This is a genomic window from Caulobacter sp. SL161 (assembly GCF_026672375.1).
GTDB lineage: Bacteria > Pseudomonadota > Alphaproteobacteria > Caulobacterales > Caulobacteraceae > Caulobacter.
Window position 1 is genome coordinate 1281052 of sequence record NZ_JAPPRA010000001.1, and the last position, 18653, is coordinate 1299704.

The following is an 18653-nucleotide window of genomic DNA, read 5'->3' on the forward strand; positions in this document are numbered from 1 at the left end:
TGACGTGAGCCGCCGATGAAGTGGGACGACCTGTCCGCCCAGCCCTGCTCGATCTCGCGGGCTCTGGCCGTGATCGGCGACCGCTGGACGCTGATGATCCTGCGCGACTGCTTCTTAGGGATCCGGCGGTTTGAGCTGTTCCAGAAGCGCCTGGGCGTCTCGCGCACCATCGTCACCGACCGGCTGAGGACGCTGGTCGAGGCGGGCGTGCTGCGCCGGGTTCCGTACCAGGACAATCCGGTGCGTCACGAGTATCGCCTGACCGAGAAGGGCCTCGACCTGCACCCGGTGGTCATGGCCATCGCCCATTTCGGCGACACCCACTACGCCGGCGCCGAGGGGCCGCCGGTGCTGCGCCGGCACAAGGCCTGCGGCTGCGACTTCCACCCCGTGCAGGTGTGCTCCGAATGCGGCGAACCGGTCAGCGCCCGCCAGGTCGAGGCGCGGGCGGGGGCGGGTTTTCCGGCGCCTTAGCGCCTACTCCGTCACGCCCATCTTCGCGCGCAACGCCGTGGCCTGCTTGCGGAAGGCCTCCCGTTCGGCGTCGGGCATTTTCTCCAGGGTGCGCAGCGGCATCATCATCCGGCCGTTGCCGGCCAGACGCTGGGCGTGGCGGTCGATGAAGTCCCAATAGAGGGCGTTGAACGGGCAGGCGTCGTCGCCGAGGCGCTTTTTCACGTCGTAGCGACAGCCTTTGCAGTAGTCGCTCATGCGGTCGATATAGGCCCCGCTGGCCGCATAGGGCTTGGAGCCGACAATACCGCCGTCGGCGAAGGTGGCCATGCCGCGGGTGTTGGGCATCTCGACCCACTCATAGGCGTCGGCGAACACCACCATGTACCAGTCGTCGACCGCGTCGGGATGCACGCCCAGCAGCATGGCGAGGTTGCCGGTCACCATCAGCCGCTGGATGTGGTGGGCGTAGGCGTGGTCGCGGGCGGCGCGGACGGTGTCGGCGACGCAGGCCATGTCGGTCTGGCCGGTCCAGTAGAACCAGGGCAGCTTGCCCTGCGCGTCCAGGGCGTTGCGCTGGGCGTATTCGGGCATCTTCAGCCAGTAGATCCCGCGCACGAACTCGCGCCAGCCGATGATCTGGCGGATGAAGCCTTCAACCGCGTTCAGCGGCGCGCGCCCCTCGCGCCAGGCGGCCTCGGCGCGGCGGCAGATATCCAGCGGGTCCAGCAGGCCGATGTTCAGGGCCGGCGAGATCAGCGAGTGCCACAGGAACGGCCGCTGCCAGCTCATCGCGTCCTGCCAGTCGCCGAAGCTGGGCAGCATGTCAGCGATGAAGTGGTCGAGGATCGCGGTGGCCTCGTCCGGATTGGTCGGCCAGCCAAAGCCCTGGGTCTCGCCGAAATGGTCGTCGAAGCCGCGCGAGACCTGCTCCAGCACCGCCTGCGTCGTCGGGTTGGGCGCTATGCGCAGGCGCTCGGGCGGACGCAGCCCCGGCGGCAGCTTGCGGCGGTTCTCGGCGTCGAAGTTCCAGCGCCCGCCGGCCGGCTGGTCGCCGTCCATCAAAAGGCCCGTCTTGCGCCGCATCTCGCGGTAGAAGAACTCCATCCGCAGCTCGCGCCGGCCCTCGGCCCAGGCGGCGAACTGGGCGCGCGAGCACAGGAAGCGGTCGTCCTCGCGGGTCTCCATCGGTACGGGCAGGTCAAGGCTTAGGAGGTGGCTTTCCAGGCCCCACTTGCCGCAGGCGGTGCGGACCACCCGATCGAAGGCACCGTCTTCCAGTGCGCGGCGCAGCTCGCCGCCGATCGAGCCGGTGTTGTCGGGATCTTCAAGTGTGACGTAGCGCACGTCGAAACCGCGCGCGCGCAGGCGCTCGGCGAACTGGCGCATCGCCGACCAGACGATGACCAGTTTCTGCTTGTGATGCTTCCAGGCCGTGGCCTCGACCCGGCTCTCGACCATCAGCACCTGGTCGCGCGACAGGTCCGCGTCCGCCAGAGCCGACAGAGTGTCCGACAGCTGATCGCCCAGCACCAGGCGTAGGGCGCCAGCCATGCCGAAAACGGCCTAGAGCTTGACGAACGGCGCGAGCAGCTTGCCCAGGCGACCCGGCAGCTGGATTTCGCCGTCCAGGGCCGCCACGCACAGGCACGGCTTGCTGGACACCACGCGCGGCTGGTGCAGCACGCTGGGATCGGCTTCCTCGAAGTCGCCTTCCTCGAACACGCCGCTCTCGGTGGCGTAGGCGCCTTCGATCACGCAGGTCAGCTCGACGCCGCCATGGGTGTGACGCGGCGTGGACTGGCCCGGCGCGATCTTCAGCAGGATCACCCGGCAGTCGCCGTCGCGCGGACCCAGGACGTCGCGCACCCGCACGCCCGGACCCAGCCAGCGCCAGGGACCCAGCTCGAAGCCGCGCAGCGGGGCGGGCAGGGTGGGGTCGGTCTTGTCCAGGCGCACGGTCGGCTCCTGGGGCGCGGGCGCATCCAGCAGGGCCAGGGTCTTGTCGAGCGCGCTGGCGTCCAGGGCGCTGGGCTCAAGGTCCTCCAGCACGCCGCCGCCGACGGCCTGGCCAAGGTCGGACCAGACGCGGGTTTCGGGACGCAGCGCCAGATGCGTGGCCACGACCACGGCTTCAGGCGGGCTCAGGGTGCCGGCGGCGTAGGCCAGCAGACGCTCTTCACTGGGGAGACGACGCAGGCTCACGACGCGACTCCCGCCTCGCGCTCGATAAAGGCGCGCAGCTTCATCATGCCAAAGCGAATCCGGGCCTTGACGGTGCCCAGGGGCACGCCCAGGGCCTCCGAGATCTGGCTGTGGGTCTGTTCCTGAAAGAAAGCCATTTCGATTGCTTGGGACTGGTCGGGATTAAGGGTCTGCATCGCGGAGCGGACGATCTGGGCGTCCTGCATGCCGCTGAGAATGGCGTCGGGTTGGGGCGGTTCTTCGGCCCCCAGATTGAGGTCCACTGCGTACAAGGCCGAAGACCCGCGCCGCAGGCTGTCGATCCGCAGGTTGCGGGCGATGGTGAAGATCCAGGCCGCCGCCGAGGCGCGCTTGGGATCGAAATAGTGGGCCTTGCGCCAGACGGCGAGCATGACCTCCTGGGCCAGCTCCTCGGCGGCTGAAGGGGTCGAGCCGCTGCGCACCAGCAAGGTCTTCACCCGGGGGGCGTAGTGGGCGAACAGCTCCGCGAACGCGGCGCGGTCCTGCGCCTGCGCGATCCGCGTAATCAACGCGCCGCCGTCGCACTGCGCAGCGCTCACGCGCGCGGCGCTCCGGGCTCGGGTCTCTGCCTGTCCTGTCGCATACATGCCCTTTATACGCGGCCGAGCCGGGAACGGATGACTCAAGTTCCGCTTCGGCGGTGTTTTTTTGGGGCCGGCTCGCTCAGCGCTTGCTGCGCTTGGCCTGCAGCTCCTCGGGCGTCAGCTTGCGGACCTCGGTGACCGGATAGCGCCCCATGCCCGTCCGGTCGTCGGGCACGATGATCGTGGCGTCCAGGCCGGCGCAGATCCACGAGCCGCCGCGCGCCTCTACGCCCAGCTGCATCGCGCTGTCGATGTCGCGCGAGGGGGCGAACAGGGTCAGCCTGTAGACGTTGCGCGGGCTGATCGAGACATCGACGGTGCGATCATCGATGACGTTGAAGCCATTGATGTCCTGGGCGTTGAAACAGGCGCGCGGGGTCTTGGGCTCCGCCGCCAGGGCCGGGGCGGTGGCCAGCAGGACGCACAGCGCGGTCGACGCGGTCAGGATACGCATAGGATTTCACTCCAGAGGGATACCGCTCACCTATATTGTCATGCCAGAGCATGGCCGGCTCAAGGCGTGATCGGGCCTTTCGCCAGCAAACGGTGGGCGAAGAAGACGCCCACCAGGCCAAGGCCACAGGCCAGGTAAGCGCCATTGGCCAGGAACTGCCCCCAGGCGATGTCGAGCTTGGCGAACGACTTCACCAGCAAAAGCGAGATGCTGCCGATATAGCCGAACGAGTCGGCGACATAGATCAGGAAGCCGGCGGTGCCGACCTTGCCGGTGGCCGCGATCAGGCGGTCGAACAGCATGGCGTTGAACGGCGTATAGCCCATGTAGAGGCCCGCTCCGGCCAGCACCATCCACCACACCGGCCCCAACAGATGCAGTTGGTAGGCCAGGGTCGAGGCGCCCAGCAGCGCAAAGCCCAGCGCCACGAAGCCGAGGTTGAACGCCACCGCGCGGCGATTGTCCTTCACGCCCATCAGGGCGGCCAGGCCGATCAGTACGATCGCCGCCACCGGCAGCTCCGACAGGGTGAAGATCGCCGCGGCGTTCTTGAAACCGAGCTCGGCCCAGATCTCGGCCGAGAAGTTGTCGCGGAAATCGCGCAGGGCGGTGAGGATCATGTAGACCGCGATCAGCAGGATCAGGGCCGGGGCGTGGGCGGCGAACAGGGCCGCGCGGTCCTTGGCGTTCATCGGCGCGCGCTTGACCCGCTCGGCCTCGTCGGCCGGCGTGGGCGGCGGCAACTGCGCCAGGGCCAGCACCGCCACCAGCATCAGCGGCGCGAAGATCAGGCCCGAGACGAACGGCATCCACCGCTCGTCGATATTGGCCAGCAACAGCGTCTTGCCCACCGACTTGGCCACGCCCGACGACAGGATGAAGCTGGCGCACAGCATGGCGCTGAGCACCTCGGTCAGGCGGCGTCCCTCCAGGAAGCCGAACACCAGGCCCCAGATCATGCCCAGGCACAGACCGTTCAGATACATCGCCATCGGCCCGATCACCGTCGGCAGGGTCCCGAACAGCAGCAACGACATCTCTGCCCCGAAGATCAGGGTCAGGATGGTCATGGCCCGGCGGCCGGCCTGCATTTCGGAGATCACCTTGACCCCGATGAACTTGGCCGTGGCGTAGCCGGCGACCTGGGCGATCACCAGGGCGATCTTGAAATCGAAGTCGAACGGCCATCCGGCGGGCTGGGCGTAGGCCGCCGCTGTGAAGGGCTTGCGATAGCCGAACATCGCGAAATAGACCGCGAACGACGCAAGGCCCCCGTACAGAGCGAACAGCCAGGGCGGGGCCGAGGCGAGGAAACGGGTCACGGTGCCGCCGGCGGCGGCATCGCGGCCGGGCGCGTCGTTGGCTGGTGTCATGATGCCTTGCCTTCCCCCGGACCAGAGCTCAGCTAGCCCGCTTCCATCGGGCCGAGCAATGGAACACTGACGGCCAGCGCCGTCTTAGGTTGAGGTTGAGTAACCGGAAGTCATGGGGGAGCGTTCTCGGCGCTTCGGATGCGACGCATTGTCGCAACCGGATGATCTAACGATGTTATTCAGTGGTCTTGGGTGAAGAGGAGGAAATGCAGACGCCATTTCCGCAAAATGTCGACGCCTTGAAGGCCAGCGAGGCCTTCTTCCGCCTGCTGACCGAGCATGCGGGCGATGTGATCAGTCGACATCGTTTCGCTGGAACGGATCACTATGTCTCTCCAGTCGTAGAGCGGATGCTGGGCTGGACGCCGGAGGAAATCATTCGGGAAGGTTTCAAGGCCTTCTATCACCCTGACGACACGTCGGTGGTCTATGAGGTCTACCAGCGCATGCGCGCCGGCGACTCCGAGTGTAGCGTCCGCTATCGCGGGCGGACCAAAGACGGCCGGTATGTCTGGCTGGAGAGCCATCTCAGCCTGGTGAGGGACGAGTCCGGCGCGCCGTCGGAACTGGTGGCCGTCACCCGCAACATCGATGAGCGCATCCGCCTGGAGGAAGAGGCCCGGCAGGCCCGGGATGCAGCGCGCGAGATCCAGCAGCGCGCCATGCTGGCCGAGCAGGTGGCCCAGGTCGCTTTCTGGCGTGTCGATCTGGTGACCAACGAGGTCTACCTTTCACCGCGCTTGCGGCAGATTTACGGCTGGTCGCAGGATGCGCCTGTCTCGCTCGGCGACGTGATGCGCCGCTTCCACCCCGATGATCGCGCCGCCTCACGGGCCCGGGTCGCTGAGCGTCTTCGGACGGGTGAGCCGTCCCGCAATCGGATGGATCGCATCATCCGCCTCGACGGCGAGCTTCGGCATATCGTCGGCAGCTTCGAGTTCGATTGCGACGAGGACGGGCGTCCGGTCGTGATGCTAGGCACTACGGTCGACGTCACCGATCTGGTCGCCGCCCAGCAGAGCCTGGCCAAGACCGAGTCGCGCTTCCAGGACCTAGCCAAGGCCACGCGTGATATCATCATCGAGGTCGATCAGCGCGGGAACATCCTGTTCGTCAGCGCGGCGGTCGAGACGGTGCTCGGCTACACCGAAGACGAGCTGCTGGGGCGCAAGGCCGCGAGCCTGATCCATCCCGATGACCTGCCCAGGCTGGTTCAAAACGTCGGCGAGGTGATGGCCGATCCGGAAGGCTGTCCCCCTACGCTGGAAGCGCGGCTCCTTCATAAGGATGGGCATTGGGTTTGGCTGCAGGGGCGTCCCGTCCTGAACCGCGCCGCAGGGCGGATCGAGGGCGTTCTGCGAGACATCTCCGAATACAAGCGCGCGCGAGACGAACTGGCGGCTGAGCAGGAGAGGGCCGAAAAGGCCCTGGAGGCCCGCTCGGCCTTCCTGGCCAATATGAGCCACGAACTTCGGACGCCTCTGACGGCGGTGATCGGCTTTGCCGCCCTGGTCGAGGGGCTCGACAACCTGCCCGGCGAGGCGCGGGACTATGTGGGACGGATCTCCACGGCGGGAAAGGCGCTGCTGTCCGTCATCAATGACGTCCTGGAGATGTCCAAGCTGGAAAGCGGCCAGGTCCAGGCCCATCTGGCGCCGTGCGCGCTGGAGCCGTTGATCGACGACACCGTGAAGATGTTCGGCCTGCACGCTGCCGAGAAGAACCTCGACATCAGCGTAAGCATGATCGAGCCGCCGCCCCGCGTGCTGATGATCGACCCCGACCGGGTGCGGCAGGTCCTGATCAATCTGATCGGCAACGCTATCCGCTATACCGACGTCGGGTCGGTGACGATCGAGGTCATCTGGCGCGCCGAGCTGAGCGAGCTGTTTATCTCTGTCAAAGACACCGGTGTCGGTATCGATCCGGCTCACCAGGCGCACCTGTTCAAGCGGTTCTCCCAGGTCGAATCCGCGCGCGCGCGGTCTCGCGGCGGTTCGGGCCTGGGGCTGGTGATCAGCAAGGGGCTGGTCGAGGTCATGGGCGGGCGCATCGGCGCCAGCAGCCGACCGGGCCAGGGCAGCAGCTTCTGGTTCGTGATTCCCGCCTCGGCGCCGTTGCGCGAGGCGTTGCCTGGGCTCGAAGCGGAGCCGGTGTTCGAGCCGGTTCGCGCCGGCGGCCGCATCCTTCTGGCCGACGACAACACCCTCAATCGCGAAATGACTCGGGCGATCCTGGGCGTGTTCGACGCCGAGGTCGTGGAGGCCAGGGACGGCCAGGAGGCTGTCGAGGTCGCCCAGAGCCAGGCCTTCGACCTGATCCTGATGGACATCCGCATGCCGGTGCTGGACGGCGTGGACGCCACGCGCGCGATCCGCGCCAAGCCCGGCCCAAACCAAGGCGCGCCGATCCTGGCGTTCTCGGCCGACATGGACTTTCAGGTGACGGACATCTTTGATGGCCTGGTCCGCAAGCCGATCACGGCCGCGCAGCTGATCCAGGCGGTGGCCGGGGTGACGCGGCAAGCCAACGCCTGACGCCGGGCCAAAGGGCGCGAACGCGCTACGCCCCTTGGTCACTCAACAAAAAACGCCCCCCGCTGGGCGGAGGGCGTCTTCGATGTCTTCGGTCTAGCCTAGCCTTAAGCGGCCTTGACCAGCGACTTGGTCAGGATGCCGATGGCGGCTTCGCGGTCGATGCGCTCGATGGCGGCGACTTCGCGGGCCATGCGGTCCAGGGCCGACTCATACAGCTGACGCTCCGAGTACGACTGTTCCGGCTGATTTTCGGCGCGGTGCAGGTCGCGGACCACCTCGGCGATCGAGATCAGGTCGCCCGAGTTGATCTTGGCTTCGTATTCCTGGGCGCGGCGCGACCACATGGTGCGCTTCACGCGGGCGCGGCCCTTCAGGGTGGTCAGCGCCTGGCTGACCGTGCCGCCTTCGGCCAGCGGACGCAGGCCGGCCGTCTTGGCCTTCTTGGTCGGGACGCGCAGCGTCATTTTTTCGTGGTCGAAGGTGATGACGTAAACCTCGAGCGACATGCCGGCCACTTCCTGGGTCTCGATCGCCTGAATGCTGCCCACGCCGTGCGCGGGATAAACGACGTGATCGCCGACCGAGAATTCCAGACCAGTCTTGCTCATGTTCGTCCTCTTCAATACGGACCCGCGGGGTCCGAACGCCGTCATCATTCCCAAACCAAAAGCGACAGGTTCCCGCTCCGCGGAATACGGAACGCGGGGCCACGCCTGTCAGGATTTGGAATAGACCTCTAAGACACCCTTCGCCTTCGATCGGGCGGGCCGGTTCAAATGGGTTTTCTGAAACGGCTTCTTCGACAAGACGGACCGTCGCGAACGAGCGCGGCTGTCACGTCGTCGAAGACAATAGCATAAAATTAAGCCCTATGAAAGGGTTGCGTCCTGGCGCGCAAAGAGACGCCGCCAAGCTTTCGCGAGGCGGTCACGCTCTGGGTTTGAGAAATCGTCGCGGGGATCAGGAGCCCTTGCCGGGCTTTTCGCTGAAGTACTTCTCGAACTTGCCGGTCTCGCGCTCGAAATCCTCGCGGTCGGCGGGCGGCTCGCCCTTGACCGTGATGTTCGGCCAGACCTTGGCGTAGTCGGCGTTGATCTTCAGCCACTTGCCGTCGGCCTCGTCCTCGGTGTCGGGCTTGATCGCGTCGACCGGGCACTCGGGTTCGCAGACGCCGCAGTCGATGCATTCGTCCGGATTGATGACGAGGAAGTTCTCGCCTTCATAGAAGCAATCGACCGGACACACTTCGACGCAGTCCATGAACTTGCAGCGGACGCAGGCGTCGGTGACGATGTAGGTCATCGAAAACTCGGTTGAGATCGGGCGGAGTTCGGCGGGCGCGTTTTCGAAGTCTGGGGGCCGCTTGTCAATGCGGCTTGCTCGCATGCGGGCTCAGGAATTCTGATCGTCTGGCCCTGGGGCGCGCATTTCTCGGGCGGCGCGTCCGACAACGGCGTCGCGGACCGCGACACACGGTTACCCATGTGAAAACCATTTCTTATTGAACGAACGGAATTATGCCGCTCGGGGAACGCCCAATAAAAACAACGTCGGGAATCCGACTTTATGAAGACGCAAGCCTTGGCTGTCCGACAAGACATGGTGGCCGAAGACGGAAAACGCGCCCTGGCCAGGGCGCGCGCACGGGCGTTCGGCGAGTTCATCAGAGAGATCCCGTTCGCCACGGCGCTGCTGGATCGCGACCTGTCGCTGATCGCCGTCAGCCGCGATTGGGGCGCGCAGGGGATCGCGCCGGGCCTCTTGATCGGGGGCGAGGCGGTCGCCGGCGGCCTTGTCGCCAGCGAGGACGCCGCCGCCCTGCTGGCCTGCGCCGAGGAAGGCCTGGCCTTCTCCCGCTATCTGCCGGTCACGGACGAGTCGGGCGCCCAGCGGGTCTGGCGCACCGAGTTCAGCGCCTGTCGTGACGATGACGAGCCCTACGCCGTGATGGTCACGGCCCGCGACGTCACCGGCTATGCCGAAAGCGTGCTGCGCGCCGAGCGCGACCGCCAGCGCCTGACCATGGCCCTGGAGCTCGATGACCTGCTGGTGCGTGAATACGATCTTCGCACCCGCCAGGTGTTCTTCTCCGGTCACGCCCCCGAACTGCAGAAGTACTGCACCTTCAAGGACGATCCGCTGGAGATCGTCCATCCCGAGGACCGCCAGCGCTGCGCCGACCTGGTGGCCAGCCGCAAGCTGGGCGAGGCGCGGGTGTTCGAGTTCAAGCTCAAGCGCGACGACGGGGTCGAGACCTGGGTCCGCTCGGTCGGCAAGGTGTTCGTCGGTCAGGACGGCCAGCCCGAGAAGCTGGTCAACCTGTTCAAGGACATCACCGATCGGCGCCGACAGACCGAGGCGATCGAGACCCTGGCCTTCAAGGATCCGCTGACGGGCCTGCCCAACCGCACCCTGTTCCAGCACCGCTTCCAGGAGGCGGTCGCGGCGTCGGAGACGCTGGGCGAGATGTTCGGCCTGATCATGATCGACGTCGATCACTTCAAGGACATCAACGACACCCTGGGCCACGACGCCGGCGATGCGCTGCTCAAGCGCCTGGCGGGCATGCTGCAGCACGCCTTCCGGACCGGCGACACGGTGGCGCGCCTGGGCGGCGACGAGTTCGCGGTGATCCTGCGCGGCCTGCATGGCGAGGCCGACATGACCCGGCCGATCGGGGCGCTGCAGGATCTGCTGCGGCGTCCGATCCAGCACGGGGGGCGCAGCTTCACCGCCAGCGCCAGCATCGGCGCGGCCCTGCACGGCGATCCCGACGCCGACCCGGCGCACATGATCAAGAACGCCGACATCGCCCTCTACCGGGCCAAGGAGGCCGGGCGGAACCGCAGCATCGTGTTCGAGCCGTCGATGCGCTCCGAGGTCGAACGACGCCTGGAGCTGTTGCGCGACGTCCGCGCGGCCCTGACGGAGAACGAGTTCACCCTGTACTACCAGCCGGTGGTCGATATCCGCGAGAACAGGGTCGCCGGCTTCGAGGCTCTGATGCGCTGGGTGCACCCGGAGCAGGGCGTCCTGACGCCGGCCCGCTTTATGGCCGCCTTCGAGGATCAGGACCTGTCGCTGAAGCTGGGCGACGTGGCGTTCGAGGCGGCGCTGAAACAGATGCGGGCCTGGCTGGACGAAGGCGTCGAGTTCGGCCGCGTGGCCGTCAACATCAGCTCGGCCCAGTTCCGCAGCGGGCGCCTGGCCGAGGAGATCCAGGAGCGCCTGGCCCGCTGGAACGTGCCCTGCGAGCGCCTGACCATCGAGGTCACCGAGAACGTCTATATGGGCTGGGGCTCTGACCTGGTCAGCGAGACGGTGCGCCGCCTGCACGAGGCGGGGGTGATGATCGCGCTGGACGACTTCGGCACCGGCTATGCCAGCCTCGCCAATCTGCGCCAGTTCCCGATCGACCGTCTGAAGATCGACAAGTCCTTCGTCCAGAACGCCGAGGACGAGGCCATCGTCAAGGCGGTGATCACGCTGGGCTCGTCCATGGGCATGAAGGTGGTTGCCGAGGGCGTTGAGGACGCCGAGCAGTTGAAGACGCTGGAGCGCTACGGCTGCGACCAGATCCAGGGCTACCACTTCGGCCGCCCGATGCCGGCCGGCGAGGTGGCGGGGTTCCTGAAGCGGTTTGGCGGCTGACTGCAAATCCTCCCCCTAGCGGGGGAGGTGGCGCGAAGCGCCGGAGGGGGAAGTCCTGCCGAGCCGGTCACGCCCCTCTCCGTCGGCTACGCCGACACCTCTCCCACGGGGAGAGGATTTCGTCCTACCCCTCCACCGCCTCGTACAGCCCCCGCGCCTCACTCGCCGGGCCCCTTCGCTCGCCGCAGTCCAGCACCCGAACCGCGATCACCCGGCCGGCCAGGGCGAACACCAGCACGTCGCCGGGCTTGAGCGTGCGCGAGGGCTTGTCGATGCGGCTCTCGGTTCCGGCGCGGGTCAGGCGGATGCGGCCTTCGTCGACGAACCGGGCGGCCAGCGAGCGGGTCTTGAAGAACCGCGCCCGCCACAGCCAGACATCGGCGCGGACCGCATCGTTGATCGCATCGTCGTGGACCGTCATGAGGCGGCCTGTGTCGGCGCCTTGGCCGCCGCCGGCTTGCGGCGACGCGGCTTCTTGCGACGCGCGGGCGGTGGTGGCGGCTCGGTCAGCTTGGCCAGGGCTGCGAACGGCGAGTCGGGGCGGGCCTTGACCGGCTTCTGCTCCAGCTTGGCCGCGCCGCGCCGCTTCCAGACGATCGGCTGGTTGGGCTTGGCGCGGATGGCCGGCGTGTAGTCGAGGGCGCGCAGCACGGCGGCGGCCTGTTTGTCGGTCCAGCCCAGATCGGCGAGCGCCGCCGGCGTCAGCGTCACGCCGCCTAACTGCTGGGCGGTGCGCAGCAGGGCGTCCAGCTTTTCCAGCTGCTCGACAGGGATGCTGAAGCCGGCCACCGCGCGCAGGCCGCTGGCCGACAGTTCCCGCGCGCTGGGTTCGGGCGAGGGCAGGGGCTCCAACGTCGTCAGCGCGCCGCGCCAGCCGGCGGGACTCAGCGCCCGCGCGCAGGCGATGGCCTCGGCCCGCAGCACGCCGGGGCAGAACAGGCTGAACGCGCCGATCCGCACGCCCAGGCTTTTCAGCGTACGACGCTCGCCCTGGCTCAGCGCCTTCAGCTCCGGATCGACGGGACGCTTGTCCAGCACTCCGCCGGCCTCCAGCAGCCGGTGGGCGACGCCCCTCGGCAGACCGCGAAGCTCGCCGCCGGCCAGGGCCCGCTCCAGCTTGCGCAGCGGCGCCAGATGCCGGTCGACCTCGCCGGCCAGGAAGGCGTCTAGGCGCCGCTCGGCCCGTTCGCGCACAGCGGCGGGACCAAGATCACCCAGCAGGCGCGCGCGGGGCGAGAGCAGGGGCTGGTCCCGGCGCACCGCGCCCGCGACCTCGCCGCGCCACAGGATCGCGCCGTCCGGCGTCAGGGCGAAGGCGTCGTCGGCCTCGCCGGCCAGCAGGCCCAGGCGCCGGGTGATCTCGGGACCGACCGCGCGCTGGGCGGCGTTGCGCAGGGCCTTCTCCTCCAGCGGCGAGGCGCCCTTGGCCGGGGTGAAGGCCACGCCCGACAGATGCCCCACGACGTGCCCCTCGACCGTCACCTCGCCGTCCTGGCCCACCCCGGCATAGAGCGTCTCGCGCTCGCCCAGTTGCTTGAGGAGCACGCTGGTGCGCCGGTCGATGAACCGGGCCATCAGCTTCTCGTGCAGGGTGTCGCTGATCCGGTCTTCCAACTGCCGGGTCAGGCCCTGCCAGTGGGCGGGATTGGCCACCCAGTCGGGCCGGTTGGCGATGTAGCTGAGCGTGCGCACGCCCGACAGTCGCGCGGCCAGGCTGTCGATCTCGCCGTCGGTGCGGTCCAGTGCCTTGAACTGGCTGTTCACCCAGTCCTCGGGCAGGCGCTTCCTGCCCGTCGTCAGGTCGTCGAACAGCGTGCGGGCCATGCGCTGATGGTCATCGTCGGTGGTCTTGCGGAAGTCCGGCGTCTGGCAGACCTCCCACAGGCGGATCAGCGCCGAGCGGTCGGCCTTGCAGCGCTTGATGATGTCTTCCTGTTGGGCCAGGGCGCGCAGGGTGCGCTCGTCCAGCGCTTCGTCCGACAGCTTCAGGGCGCCGCGTCCGGGCGTCTCGGACAGCGACCGCAGCAGGCCCGGCAGCGAGCCGAAATCCAGGCGCGCGTTGCGCCACTCGGCCTGGGTGATCGGCTCGAAGGTGTGGCTTTCGACGGCCTCCACCAGGTCCTCGTCGATCTCCTCGCAGTCGCTGGTGACGCCGAAGGTGCCGTCGCGGGTGTAACGGCCCGCGCGGCCGGCGATCTGGCCTACCTCCTGCGGATAGAGCCAGCGGGTGCGCTTGCCGTCGAACTTGCGAAGTCCTGCGAAGGCCACATGGTCGACATCCATGTTCAGGCCCATGCCGATGGCGTCGGTGGCCACCAGGAAGTCGACCTCGCCGGACTGATACAGAGCCACCTGGGCGTTGCGGGTGCGAGGGCTCAAGGACCCCATGACCACGGCCGCGCCACCCCTTTGCCGCCGGATCAGCTCGGCGATCGCGTAGACCGCGTCGGTGGAGAAGGCGACGATCGCCGTGCGCCGGGGCAGGCGGGTCAGCTTCTTGGAGCCGGCGTAGGAGAGGTTGGAAAACCGCTCGCGGCTGACGATCTCGGCGTCGGGCAACAGGCGGCGGACCAGCGGGGCCATGGTTCCTGCGCCCAGGAACATCGTCTCGAACTTGCCGCGCGCATGCAGCAGGCGGTGGGTGAAGATGTGGCCGCGCTCGGGATCGGCGCACAGCTGGATCTCGTCGACGGCCAGGAACTCGACCTCGCGGCCCAGCGGCATGGCCTCGACCGTGCAGACGAAGTAGGCCGCGCGGGCCGGGACGATCTTCTCCTCGCCGGTGATGAGGGCGACGGCGGCCTTGCCGCGCAGCTTGACGATGCGGTCATAGATCTCGCGCGCCAGAAGGCGCAGCGGCAGGCCGATCATGCCCGAGGCGTGGCCCAGCATCCGCTCGACGGCCAGGTGCGTCTTGCCGGTGTTGGTGGGCCCCAGCACCGCAGTCAGCTTCGAAGGGGCCAGGCCGGTCGAACGGTCGCTCATGGGCGGAAGGTGGGACGGGAATCGACCCGGGGCAAGCGGGGCGACGGTGAGGATCACGAAGGCGGCCACCCCGCGACCTGTCGTCGCACCGGCCGAGTTTTCATGATTTTGTTCAGCATAGCCGCCAACACAATGCAGCCTGGCCCTCAACACGGGATGTCGAGCGAATGACTGCGGGTCCGGACGCCGTCTCTCCGCCGCGTGGCAAGCGCCGCCTTGAGGCGCAGATCGTCGGCGTGGCGTTGCTGTCGACCATCATCGCCCTTCTCGCCGCCTTCTCGGTCTATCAGTGGCGAAACTGGCGGGTCGACCGCGAAGCCTTGGCGCATGAAACCCTGGTCCTGGCGGACGCCCTGGCGCGCTCCGCCCACGCCCATGTCGCGCGCAAGGAGGTGGCGGCGGTCGACACCATTCGAGAGCTCATCGCCTCCAGTGATCGCAAGGTTGCGGTGGCCTATGCGCCGGCCCAGGGGCGCGAGATGCGGTTCGCAAGCCCGGGGGCGACCTTCGGCGCGCCGCCGGTCAGGCCGGTGACGGCGCCGGAGTTCCGCTATCGTGGGCTCCAGCTCGAGGCCTTCGCGCCGATCCGGGTTGACGGCGCGCAGGTCGGCTCCATCGCGGTGTTGGTCGATGGACAGGATCTGCTGGTCTCGCGTGTCGTCAACATCGCCATCGCTCTGCTGCTCTCCGCCGCCGCCCTGGCGGGGGCGGGTCTGATGGCCCGGCGGCTGACCCGTCAGGCGCTGGCCCCGCTGAGCGCGCTGGTGGAAGCCGTCGATCAGGCCGCCACCTCCAAGGATTTCAGCGCCCGGGTCCCGGTGGCGCGCGATGACGAACTGGGCTTGCTCACCCAGCGCTTCAATCACCTCCTGGCGACGCTGGAGGCCTATGACGCCGACCTCCAGAACGCCCTGCGTGAGGCGACCCTCGCGCGGGAGGCCGCCGAAGGCGCCAATCGCCTCAAGGAACGCTTCCTGGCGAACATGAGCCACGAACTGCGCACGCCGCTCAATGGGGTGCTGGGGATGAGCCAGTCGCTGCTGCGGGAGCCGATGCTCCCCGCGCAACGCGAACGGGTCGAGCTGATCATGAGCTCGGGTTCGGTGCTGCTGATGCTGCTCAACGAGATTCTCGACCTGTCGGATCTGGAGCGCGGCGCGATCCGGCTGGAGAGCAAGCCCTTCGACCTCGCCGCGACCATCGGCGAAGCGTGCGATGCGGCCACGCTGATGGCCGAGGACAAGGGCGTGGCGCTGGACATCGAGATCGACCCCAGCGCCGCCGGCCGTTGGCTGGGCGACGCGCGCCGCCTGCACCAGATCCTCTACCATCTGGTCGCCAACGCTCTGAAGTTCACGGCCGCCGGGCATGTGCGCGTCAAGGCGTCGGCGGGGACGGGCTCGGTCATCCTGTCCGTCGTCGACACCGGCATGGGCATTGACGCCGAGACGCTGCCCCGCCTGTTCGAGGTGTTCACCCAGGCCGATGAAGCCTCGACCCGCGCGGTCGGCGGCGCCGGGGTGGGGTTGAGCATCTGTTACCGGCTGGCGAGCCTGATGGGCGGCCGGCTTGAGGTCGAAAGCCAGGTCGGCCAGGGCAGTACGTTCACCGTTGCGCTGCCGATGACCCGCGATGCGACGATTGAGCGCGAGGGCGGCCGGGACCCGTGGCTGCGCGTGCTGGTGGCCGAGGACAACGAGGCCAATCAGCGGGTCGTGCGGACGGTGCTCAACGCGCTGGGGATCGATCCGGTGATCGTGACCGACGGCGAGGCCGTGGTGCGGGCCTGGAGCGCCGGCGGCTGGGATCTGGTGCTGATGGACATCCAGATGCCGCTGAAGAACGGCGTCGACGCCACGCTGGAAATCCGCCGACTGGAGGCCGAGCGCGGCCTTCCCGCCACGCGGATCGTCGCCCTGACCGCCAACGCCATGCCCCATCAGATCGAGGCCTACAGCGCCGCCGGCATGGACGGCGTGGTGCAGAAGCCGATCATGATCGCCGACCTGCAGGCCGCGCTGACGGGCGACCGCGCCGCCTGAGGGGGCTCTGGCGCCGGATGGCCCGCCGAACAGAGCGGCTACTTCTCGAACACCACCTTGCCGTTCACCACCGTCAGGACCGGATCGACGGTCAGGATCTCCTGGGGCGGGATGGTCATCAGGTCCTTGCTGAAGGCCGTCACGTCAGCCTTCTTGCCGACTTCCAGCGTACCGAGCTCCTTTTCGCGGAACACCGCGTAGGCGGGCGCCAGGGTCAGCATCTTCAGGGCCTGGGCCCGGCTGACGGCCTGGTCGAGATGCCAGTCGGCGTTGGCGAAGCCGTCCAGGCTGTGGCGATAGACGGCGGCGTAGAACTCGATGCGCGGGTCGCCGACCTCGACGGGCGCATCCGAGCCCGCCGCCACCACGACGCCGGCCTTCAGGAAGTCGGCCCAGCGATAGCCCTCGTGCAGGCGCGCCTTGCCCAGGCGCGCCGGGGCGAAGAAGAGGTCGCCGATCGCATGGCTGGGCTGCATTGAGGCGATGACCCCCAGCTTGGCGAAGCGCGGCACGTCGGTGTCGGCCACGATCTGGGAGTGCTCGTTGCGCCAGCGCGCGGCCTTGGCGTCGGCGCCCAGGCTCTGCTCGAACCAGTCCAGCACCAGGCGGTTGCCGCGATCGCCGATGGCGTGCATGGCGACCTGGGCCCCTGCGGCCTTGGCCCTTTTCATCAAGGCCAGACCCCGATCGGGCTGGGTCAGTTGCAGGCCCAGGGTGTCGGCGTCGCTATAGGGCTCCAGCAGGGCCGCGCCGCGCGAGCCCAGGGCGCCGTCCATATAGAGCTTGATGCCTTGCAACCGGATCAGGCCGGTGGCGTCGGTCTGCGGCCCCTTGGTCAGGACCTCCTCGGCGCCGCTGGGATCCATGTAGTTATCGATGCGGATATGGAAGGCGCCCTTGGCGGCCTCATCGCGCAGCAATGCCAGATCCTCGGCCATGACGCTCATATTGGCCATGCCCGTCCAGCCGCGCGCGGCGTAGAGCTGGCCGGCCTTGCGCAGGGCCTCGCGCTTCAGGGCCTCGTTCGGCGGCGGAATGACCGCGCGGACCAGGGCCTGGGCGTGGTCGATCAGCATGCCGTCGGGCTGGCCGTCGGGACCTTTGAGGATGTCGCCGCCGGGAGGCGAGACCGTGGCGGCCGTGATCCCCGCCTTGGCCAGGGCGGCGCTGGAGACGACGCTGGCGTGGCCGTCCGAGCGGCCCAGCACGATGATCCGCCCCGGCGCGGCGGCGTCGAGATCCGCCTTGGTGGGGAAGCGCTTTTCGGGCCAGTGGGTCTCGATCCAGCCCCGGCCATAGATCGCGCCCTCGGGGTGGGCGGCGGCGTAGGCCTTGACCGTGGCGGCCAGCTCGGCGACCGATTTGACCTGATCCAGGTTCAGCGTCAGCTCGCGCAGGCCGATCCCTGTCAGGTGGGCATGGGCGTCGACAAAGCCCGGATAGGCCGCAGCCCCTTTCAGGTCGATGGCGCGGACATCCTTGGCGGCCTTGGCCTTGGCGGCGGCCAGCGGACCGACGAACAGGATCTTGTCGTCGCGGATCAGCACCGCCTCGGCCGTCGGCGCGGCCTCGACGCCGGTATGGATCGGCCCGCCGTGAATCAAGAGGTCGCCGGCCTGGGCCGTGGTCAAGGAGGTCGCGGCCAGCAGGGCGGCGAGAACGAAACGGCGCACGGGCGATCTCCGATCAGCAAGTTTCGGAAATCGTAGGGGCCGCTCCTGCCAACTCGCAACAGGCCTGCTATTTTTTCCGCATGCCGACCCAGGGTTTCGCGCTTTTTGACACCGTGATCGGCCGTTGCGGCCTCGCCTGGGGCGACCGCGGCCTGATCGGCGTGCAGCTGCCCGAGGCTACGCCCGGCGCGGCCTGGGCGCGGCTGCGCAAGCGCTTCCCCGACGCCGTCGAGACCGACCCGCCGCCGGAGATCGAGGCCGTCATCGACCGCATTCGCGACCTCCTGGCCGGCGGCCGCGACGACCTGGCCGACATCGTCCTGGACGTGGAGGGCCAGAGCGCCTTCAACCTGCGGGTCTACGCGATCGCCCGGGCCATCACCCCTGGCGAGACCTCGACCTATGGCGAGGTGGCCCGCGCCATGAGCGAACCCGGCGCCGCGCGCGCCGTCGGCAAGGCCCTGGGCGAGAACCCCTGGCCGATCGTCGTGCCCTGCCACCGGGTGCTGGGCTCGTCGGGGAGCCTGGGCGGCTTCTCGGGTTCTGGCGGGGCCGAGACCAAGGCCCGGCTGCTGACCCTCGAGAAGGCGAAGACCAGCGCCGCGCCGACGCTGTTTGACCTGGAGTTCTCGGTCGCGCCGCCGAGGGGCGGGTAGGGGGCGGCTTCGAGCCGTT

Annotated in this window: 15 protein-coding genes; 5 read left to right on the top strand and 10 right to left on the bottom strand. The window is 68.2% G+C overall.

Annotation, left to right across the window (positions count from 1 at the left end):
- Positions 1-15: 15 nt before the first annotated feature.
- On the top strand, positions 16-474 hold the full coding sequence (locus OVA11_RS06265) for a winged helix-turn-helix transcriptional regulator (protein WP_268066673.1): 459 nt from the start codon (positions 16-18) through the stop codon (positions 472-474).
- A 3-nt stretch (positions 475-477) separates the two neighbouring features.
- On the opposite strand, the gene OVA11_RS06270 is transcribed toward OVA11_RS06265, so the two are convergent.
- From OVA11_RS06270 to OVA11_RS06290, 5 genes are all read right to left on the bottom strand, one after another.
- Positions 478-2007: a cryptochrome/photolyase family protein gene (locus OVA11_RS06270; protein WP_268066674.1), complete on the bottom strand. Its 1530-nt coding sequence runs from the start codon at positions 2005-2007 to the stop codon at positions 478-480.
- A gap of 12 nt (positions 2008-2019) precedes the next feature.
- The gene (gene chrR, locus OVA11_RS06275; protein WP_268066675.1) at positions 2020-2658 is read right to left on the bottom strand and encodes a cadmium/peroxide/UV radiation responsive anti-sigma factor ChrR; all 639 of its coding nucleotides are present in this window, start codon (positions 2656-2658) and stop codon (positions 2020-2022) included.
- Positions 2655-3266 carry a sigma-70 family RNA polymerase sigma factor gene (locus OVA11_RS06280; protein ID WP_268068905.1) on the bottom strand — a complete coding sequence of 204 codons (612 nt, stop codon included), beginning with the start codon at positions 3264-3266 and terminating at the stop codon, positions 2655-2657. Before OVA11_RS06280 ends, chrR begins: the two co-directional genes overlap by 4 nt.
- A gap of 76 nt (positions 3267-3342) precedes the next feature.
- The gene (locus tag OVA11_RS06285; RefSeq protein ID WP_268066676.1) at positions 3343-3717 is read right to left on the bottom strand and encodes a DUF6491 family protein; all 375 of its coding nucleotides are present in this window, start codon (positions 3715-3717) and stop codon (positions 3343-3345) included.
- Between the two features lie 59 nt (positions 3718-3776).
- On the bottom strand, positions 3777-5090 hold the full coding sequence (locus OVA11_RS06290) for a DUF5690 family protein (RefSeq protein WP_268066677.1): 1314 nt from the start codon (positions 5088-5090) through the stop codon (positions 3777-3779).
- 206 nt (positions 5091-5296) lie between these two features.
- On the opposite strand from OVA11_RS06290, the gene OVA11_RS06295 reads away from it, so the two are divergent.
- Complete coding sequence (locus OVA11_RS06295; RefSeq protein ID WP_268066678.1) at positions 5297-7627, top strand: PAS domain S-box protein; 2331 nt, start codon at positions 5297-5299, stop codon at positions 7625-7627.
- Between the two features lie 104 nt (positions 7628-7731).
- Here the strand turns inward: OVA11_RS06295 and OVA11_RS06300 are convergent, their stop codons facing one another.
- Both OVA11_RS06300 and fdxA read right to left on the bottom strand, forming a co-directional pair.
- A complete protein-coding gene (locus OVA11_RS06300) occupies positions 7732-8235 on the bottom strand; it encodes a CarD family transcriptional regulator (protein WP_024265581.1) in 504 nt (167 codons plus the stop codon).
- A 352-nt stretch (positions 8236-8587) separates the two neighbouring features.
- Entirely contained in the window at positions 8588-8929 is a 342-nt protein-coding gene (fdxA, locus tag OVA11_RS06305) for a ferredoxin FdxA (protein WP_010918540.1), read from the bottom strand.
- Positions 8930-9193: 264 nt separating this feature from the next.
- Here fdxA and OVA11_RS06310 point away from each other — a divergent pair, with 264 nt between their 5' ends.
- Positions 9194-11278 carry a putative bifunctional diguanylate cyclase/phosphodiesterase gene (locus OVA11_RS06310; protein ID WP_268066679.1) on the top strand — a complete coding sequence of 695 codons (2085 nt, stop codon included), beginning with the start codon at positions 9194-9196 and terminating at the stop codon, positions 11276-11278.
- A gap of 124 nt (positions 11279-11402) precedes the next feature.
- Here the strand turns inward: OVA11_RS06310 and OVA11_RS06315 are convergent, their stop codons facing one another.
- On the bottom strand, positions 11403-11699 hold the full coding sequence (locus tag OVA11_RS06315) for an RNA-binding S4 domain-containing protein (RefSeq protein WP_268066680.1): 297 nt from the start codon (positions 11697-11699) through the stop codon (positions 11403-11405).
- Positions 11696-14263, bottom strand: coding sequence for a helicase-related protein (locus OVA11_RS06320; RefSeq protein ID WP_268066681.1), 2568 nt, complete (start codon positions 14261-14263; stop codon positions 11696-11698). The genes OVA11_RS06315 and OVA11_RS06320 overlap by 4 nt, the downstream gene beginning before the upstream one ends.
- Before the next feature lie 167 nt (positions 14264-14430).
- On the opposite strand from OVA11_RS06320, the gene OVA11_RS06325 reads away from it, so the two are divergent.
- Positions 14431-16305 (top strand): ATP-binding protein, encoded by a 1875-nt coding sequence (locus OVA11_RS06325; RefSeq protein WP_268066682.1) that lies wholly within the window; start codon positions 14431-14433, stop codon positions 16303-16305.
- A gap of 38 nt (positions 16306-16343) precedes the next feature.
- Here the strand turns inward: OVA11_RS06325 and OVA11_RS06330 are convergent, their stop codons facing one another.
- Positions 16344-17978, bottom strand: a complete 1635-nt coding sequence (locus tag OVA11_RS06330; RefSeq protein ID WP_268066683.1) for an amidohydrolase — start codon at positions 17976-17978, stop codon at positions 16344-16346.
- Between the two features lie 80 nt (positions 17979-18058).
- On the opposite strand from OVA11_RS06330, the gene OVA11_RS06335 reads away from it, so the two are divergent.
- Entirely contained in the window at positions 18059-18634 is a 576-nt protein-coding gene (locus tag OVA11_RS06335) for a methylated-DNA--[protein]-cysteine S-methyltransferase (protein WP_268066684.1), read from the top strand.
- Positions 18635-18653: the final 19 nt, after the last annotated feature.

What these genes read in the sequence shown, in the direction of transcription:
- OVA11_RS06310 (WP_268066679.1), top strand. Translation starts at nt 9,194, where the DNA reads ATGAAGACGCAAGCCTTGGCTGTCCGACAAGACATGGTGGCCGAAGAC.
- OVA11_RS06290 (WP_268066677.1), bottom strand. Translation starts at nt 5,090, where the DNA reads ATGACACCAGCCAACGACGCGCCCGGCCGCGATGCCGCCGCCGGCGGC.
- OVA11_RS06325 (WP_268066682.1), top strand. Translation starts at nt 14,431, where the DNA reads ATGACTGCGGGTCCGGACGCCGTCTCTCCGCCGCGTGGCAAGCGCCGC.
- OVA11_RS06285 (WP_268066676.1), bottom strand. Translation starts at nt 3,717, where the DNA reads ATGCGTATCCTGACCGCGTCGACCGCGCTGTGCGTCCTGCTGGCCACC.
- OVA11_RS06295 (WP_268066678.1), top strand. Translation starts at nt 5,297, where the DNA reads ATGCAGACGCCATTTCCGCAAAATGTCGACGCCTTGAAGGCCAGCGAG.
- OVA11_RS06335 (WP_268066684.1), top strand. Translation starts at nt 18,059, where the DNA reads ATGCCGACCCAGGGTTTCGCGCTTTTTGACACCGTGATCGGCCGTTGC.
- OVA11_RS06300 (WP_024265581.1), bottom strand. Translation starts at nt 8,235, where the DNA reads ATGAGCAAGACTGGTCTGGAATTCTCGGTCGGCGATCACGTCGTTTAT.
- fdxA (WP_010918540.1), bottom strand. Translation starts at nt 8,929, where the DNA reads ATGACCTACATCGTCACCGACGCCTGCGTCCGCTGCAAGTTCATGGAC.
- OVA11_RS06280 (WP_268068905.1), bottom strand. Translation starts at nt 3,266, where the DNA reads ATGTATGCGACAGGACAGGCAGAGACCCGAGCCCGGAGCGCCGCGCGC.
- OVA11_RS06320 (WP_268066681.1), bottom strand. Translation starts at nt 14,263, where the DNA reads ATGAGCGACCGTTCGACCGGCCTGGCCCCTTCGAAGCTGACTGCGGTG.
- OVA11_RS06270 (WP_268066674.1), bottom strand. Translation starts at nt 2,007, where the DNA reads ATGGCTGGCGCCCTACGCCTGGTGCTGGGCGATCAGCTGTCGGACACT.
- OVA11_RS06315 (WP_268066680.1), bottom strand. Translation starts at nt 11,699, where the DNA reads ATGACGGTCCACGACGATGCGATCAACGATGCGGTCCGCGCCGATGTC.
- OVA11_RS06265 (WP_268066673.1), top strand. Translation starts at nt 16, where the DNA reads ATGAAGTGGGACGACCTGTCCGCCCAGCCCTGCTCGATCTCGCGGGCT.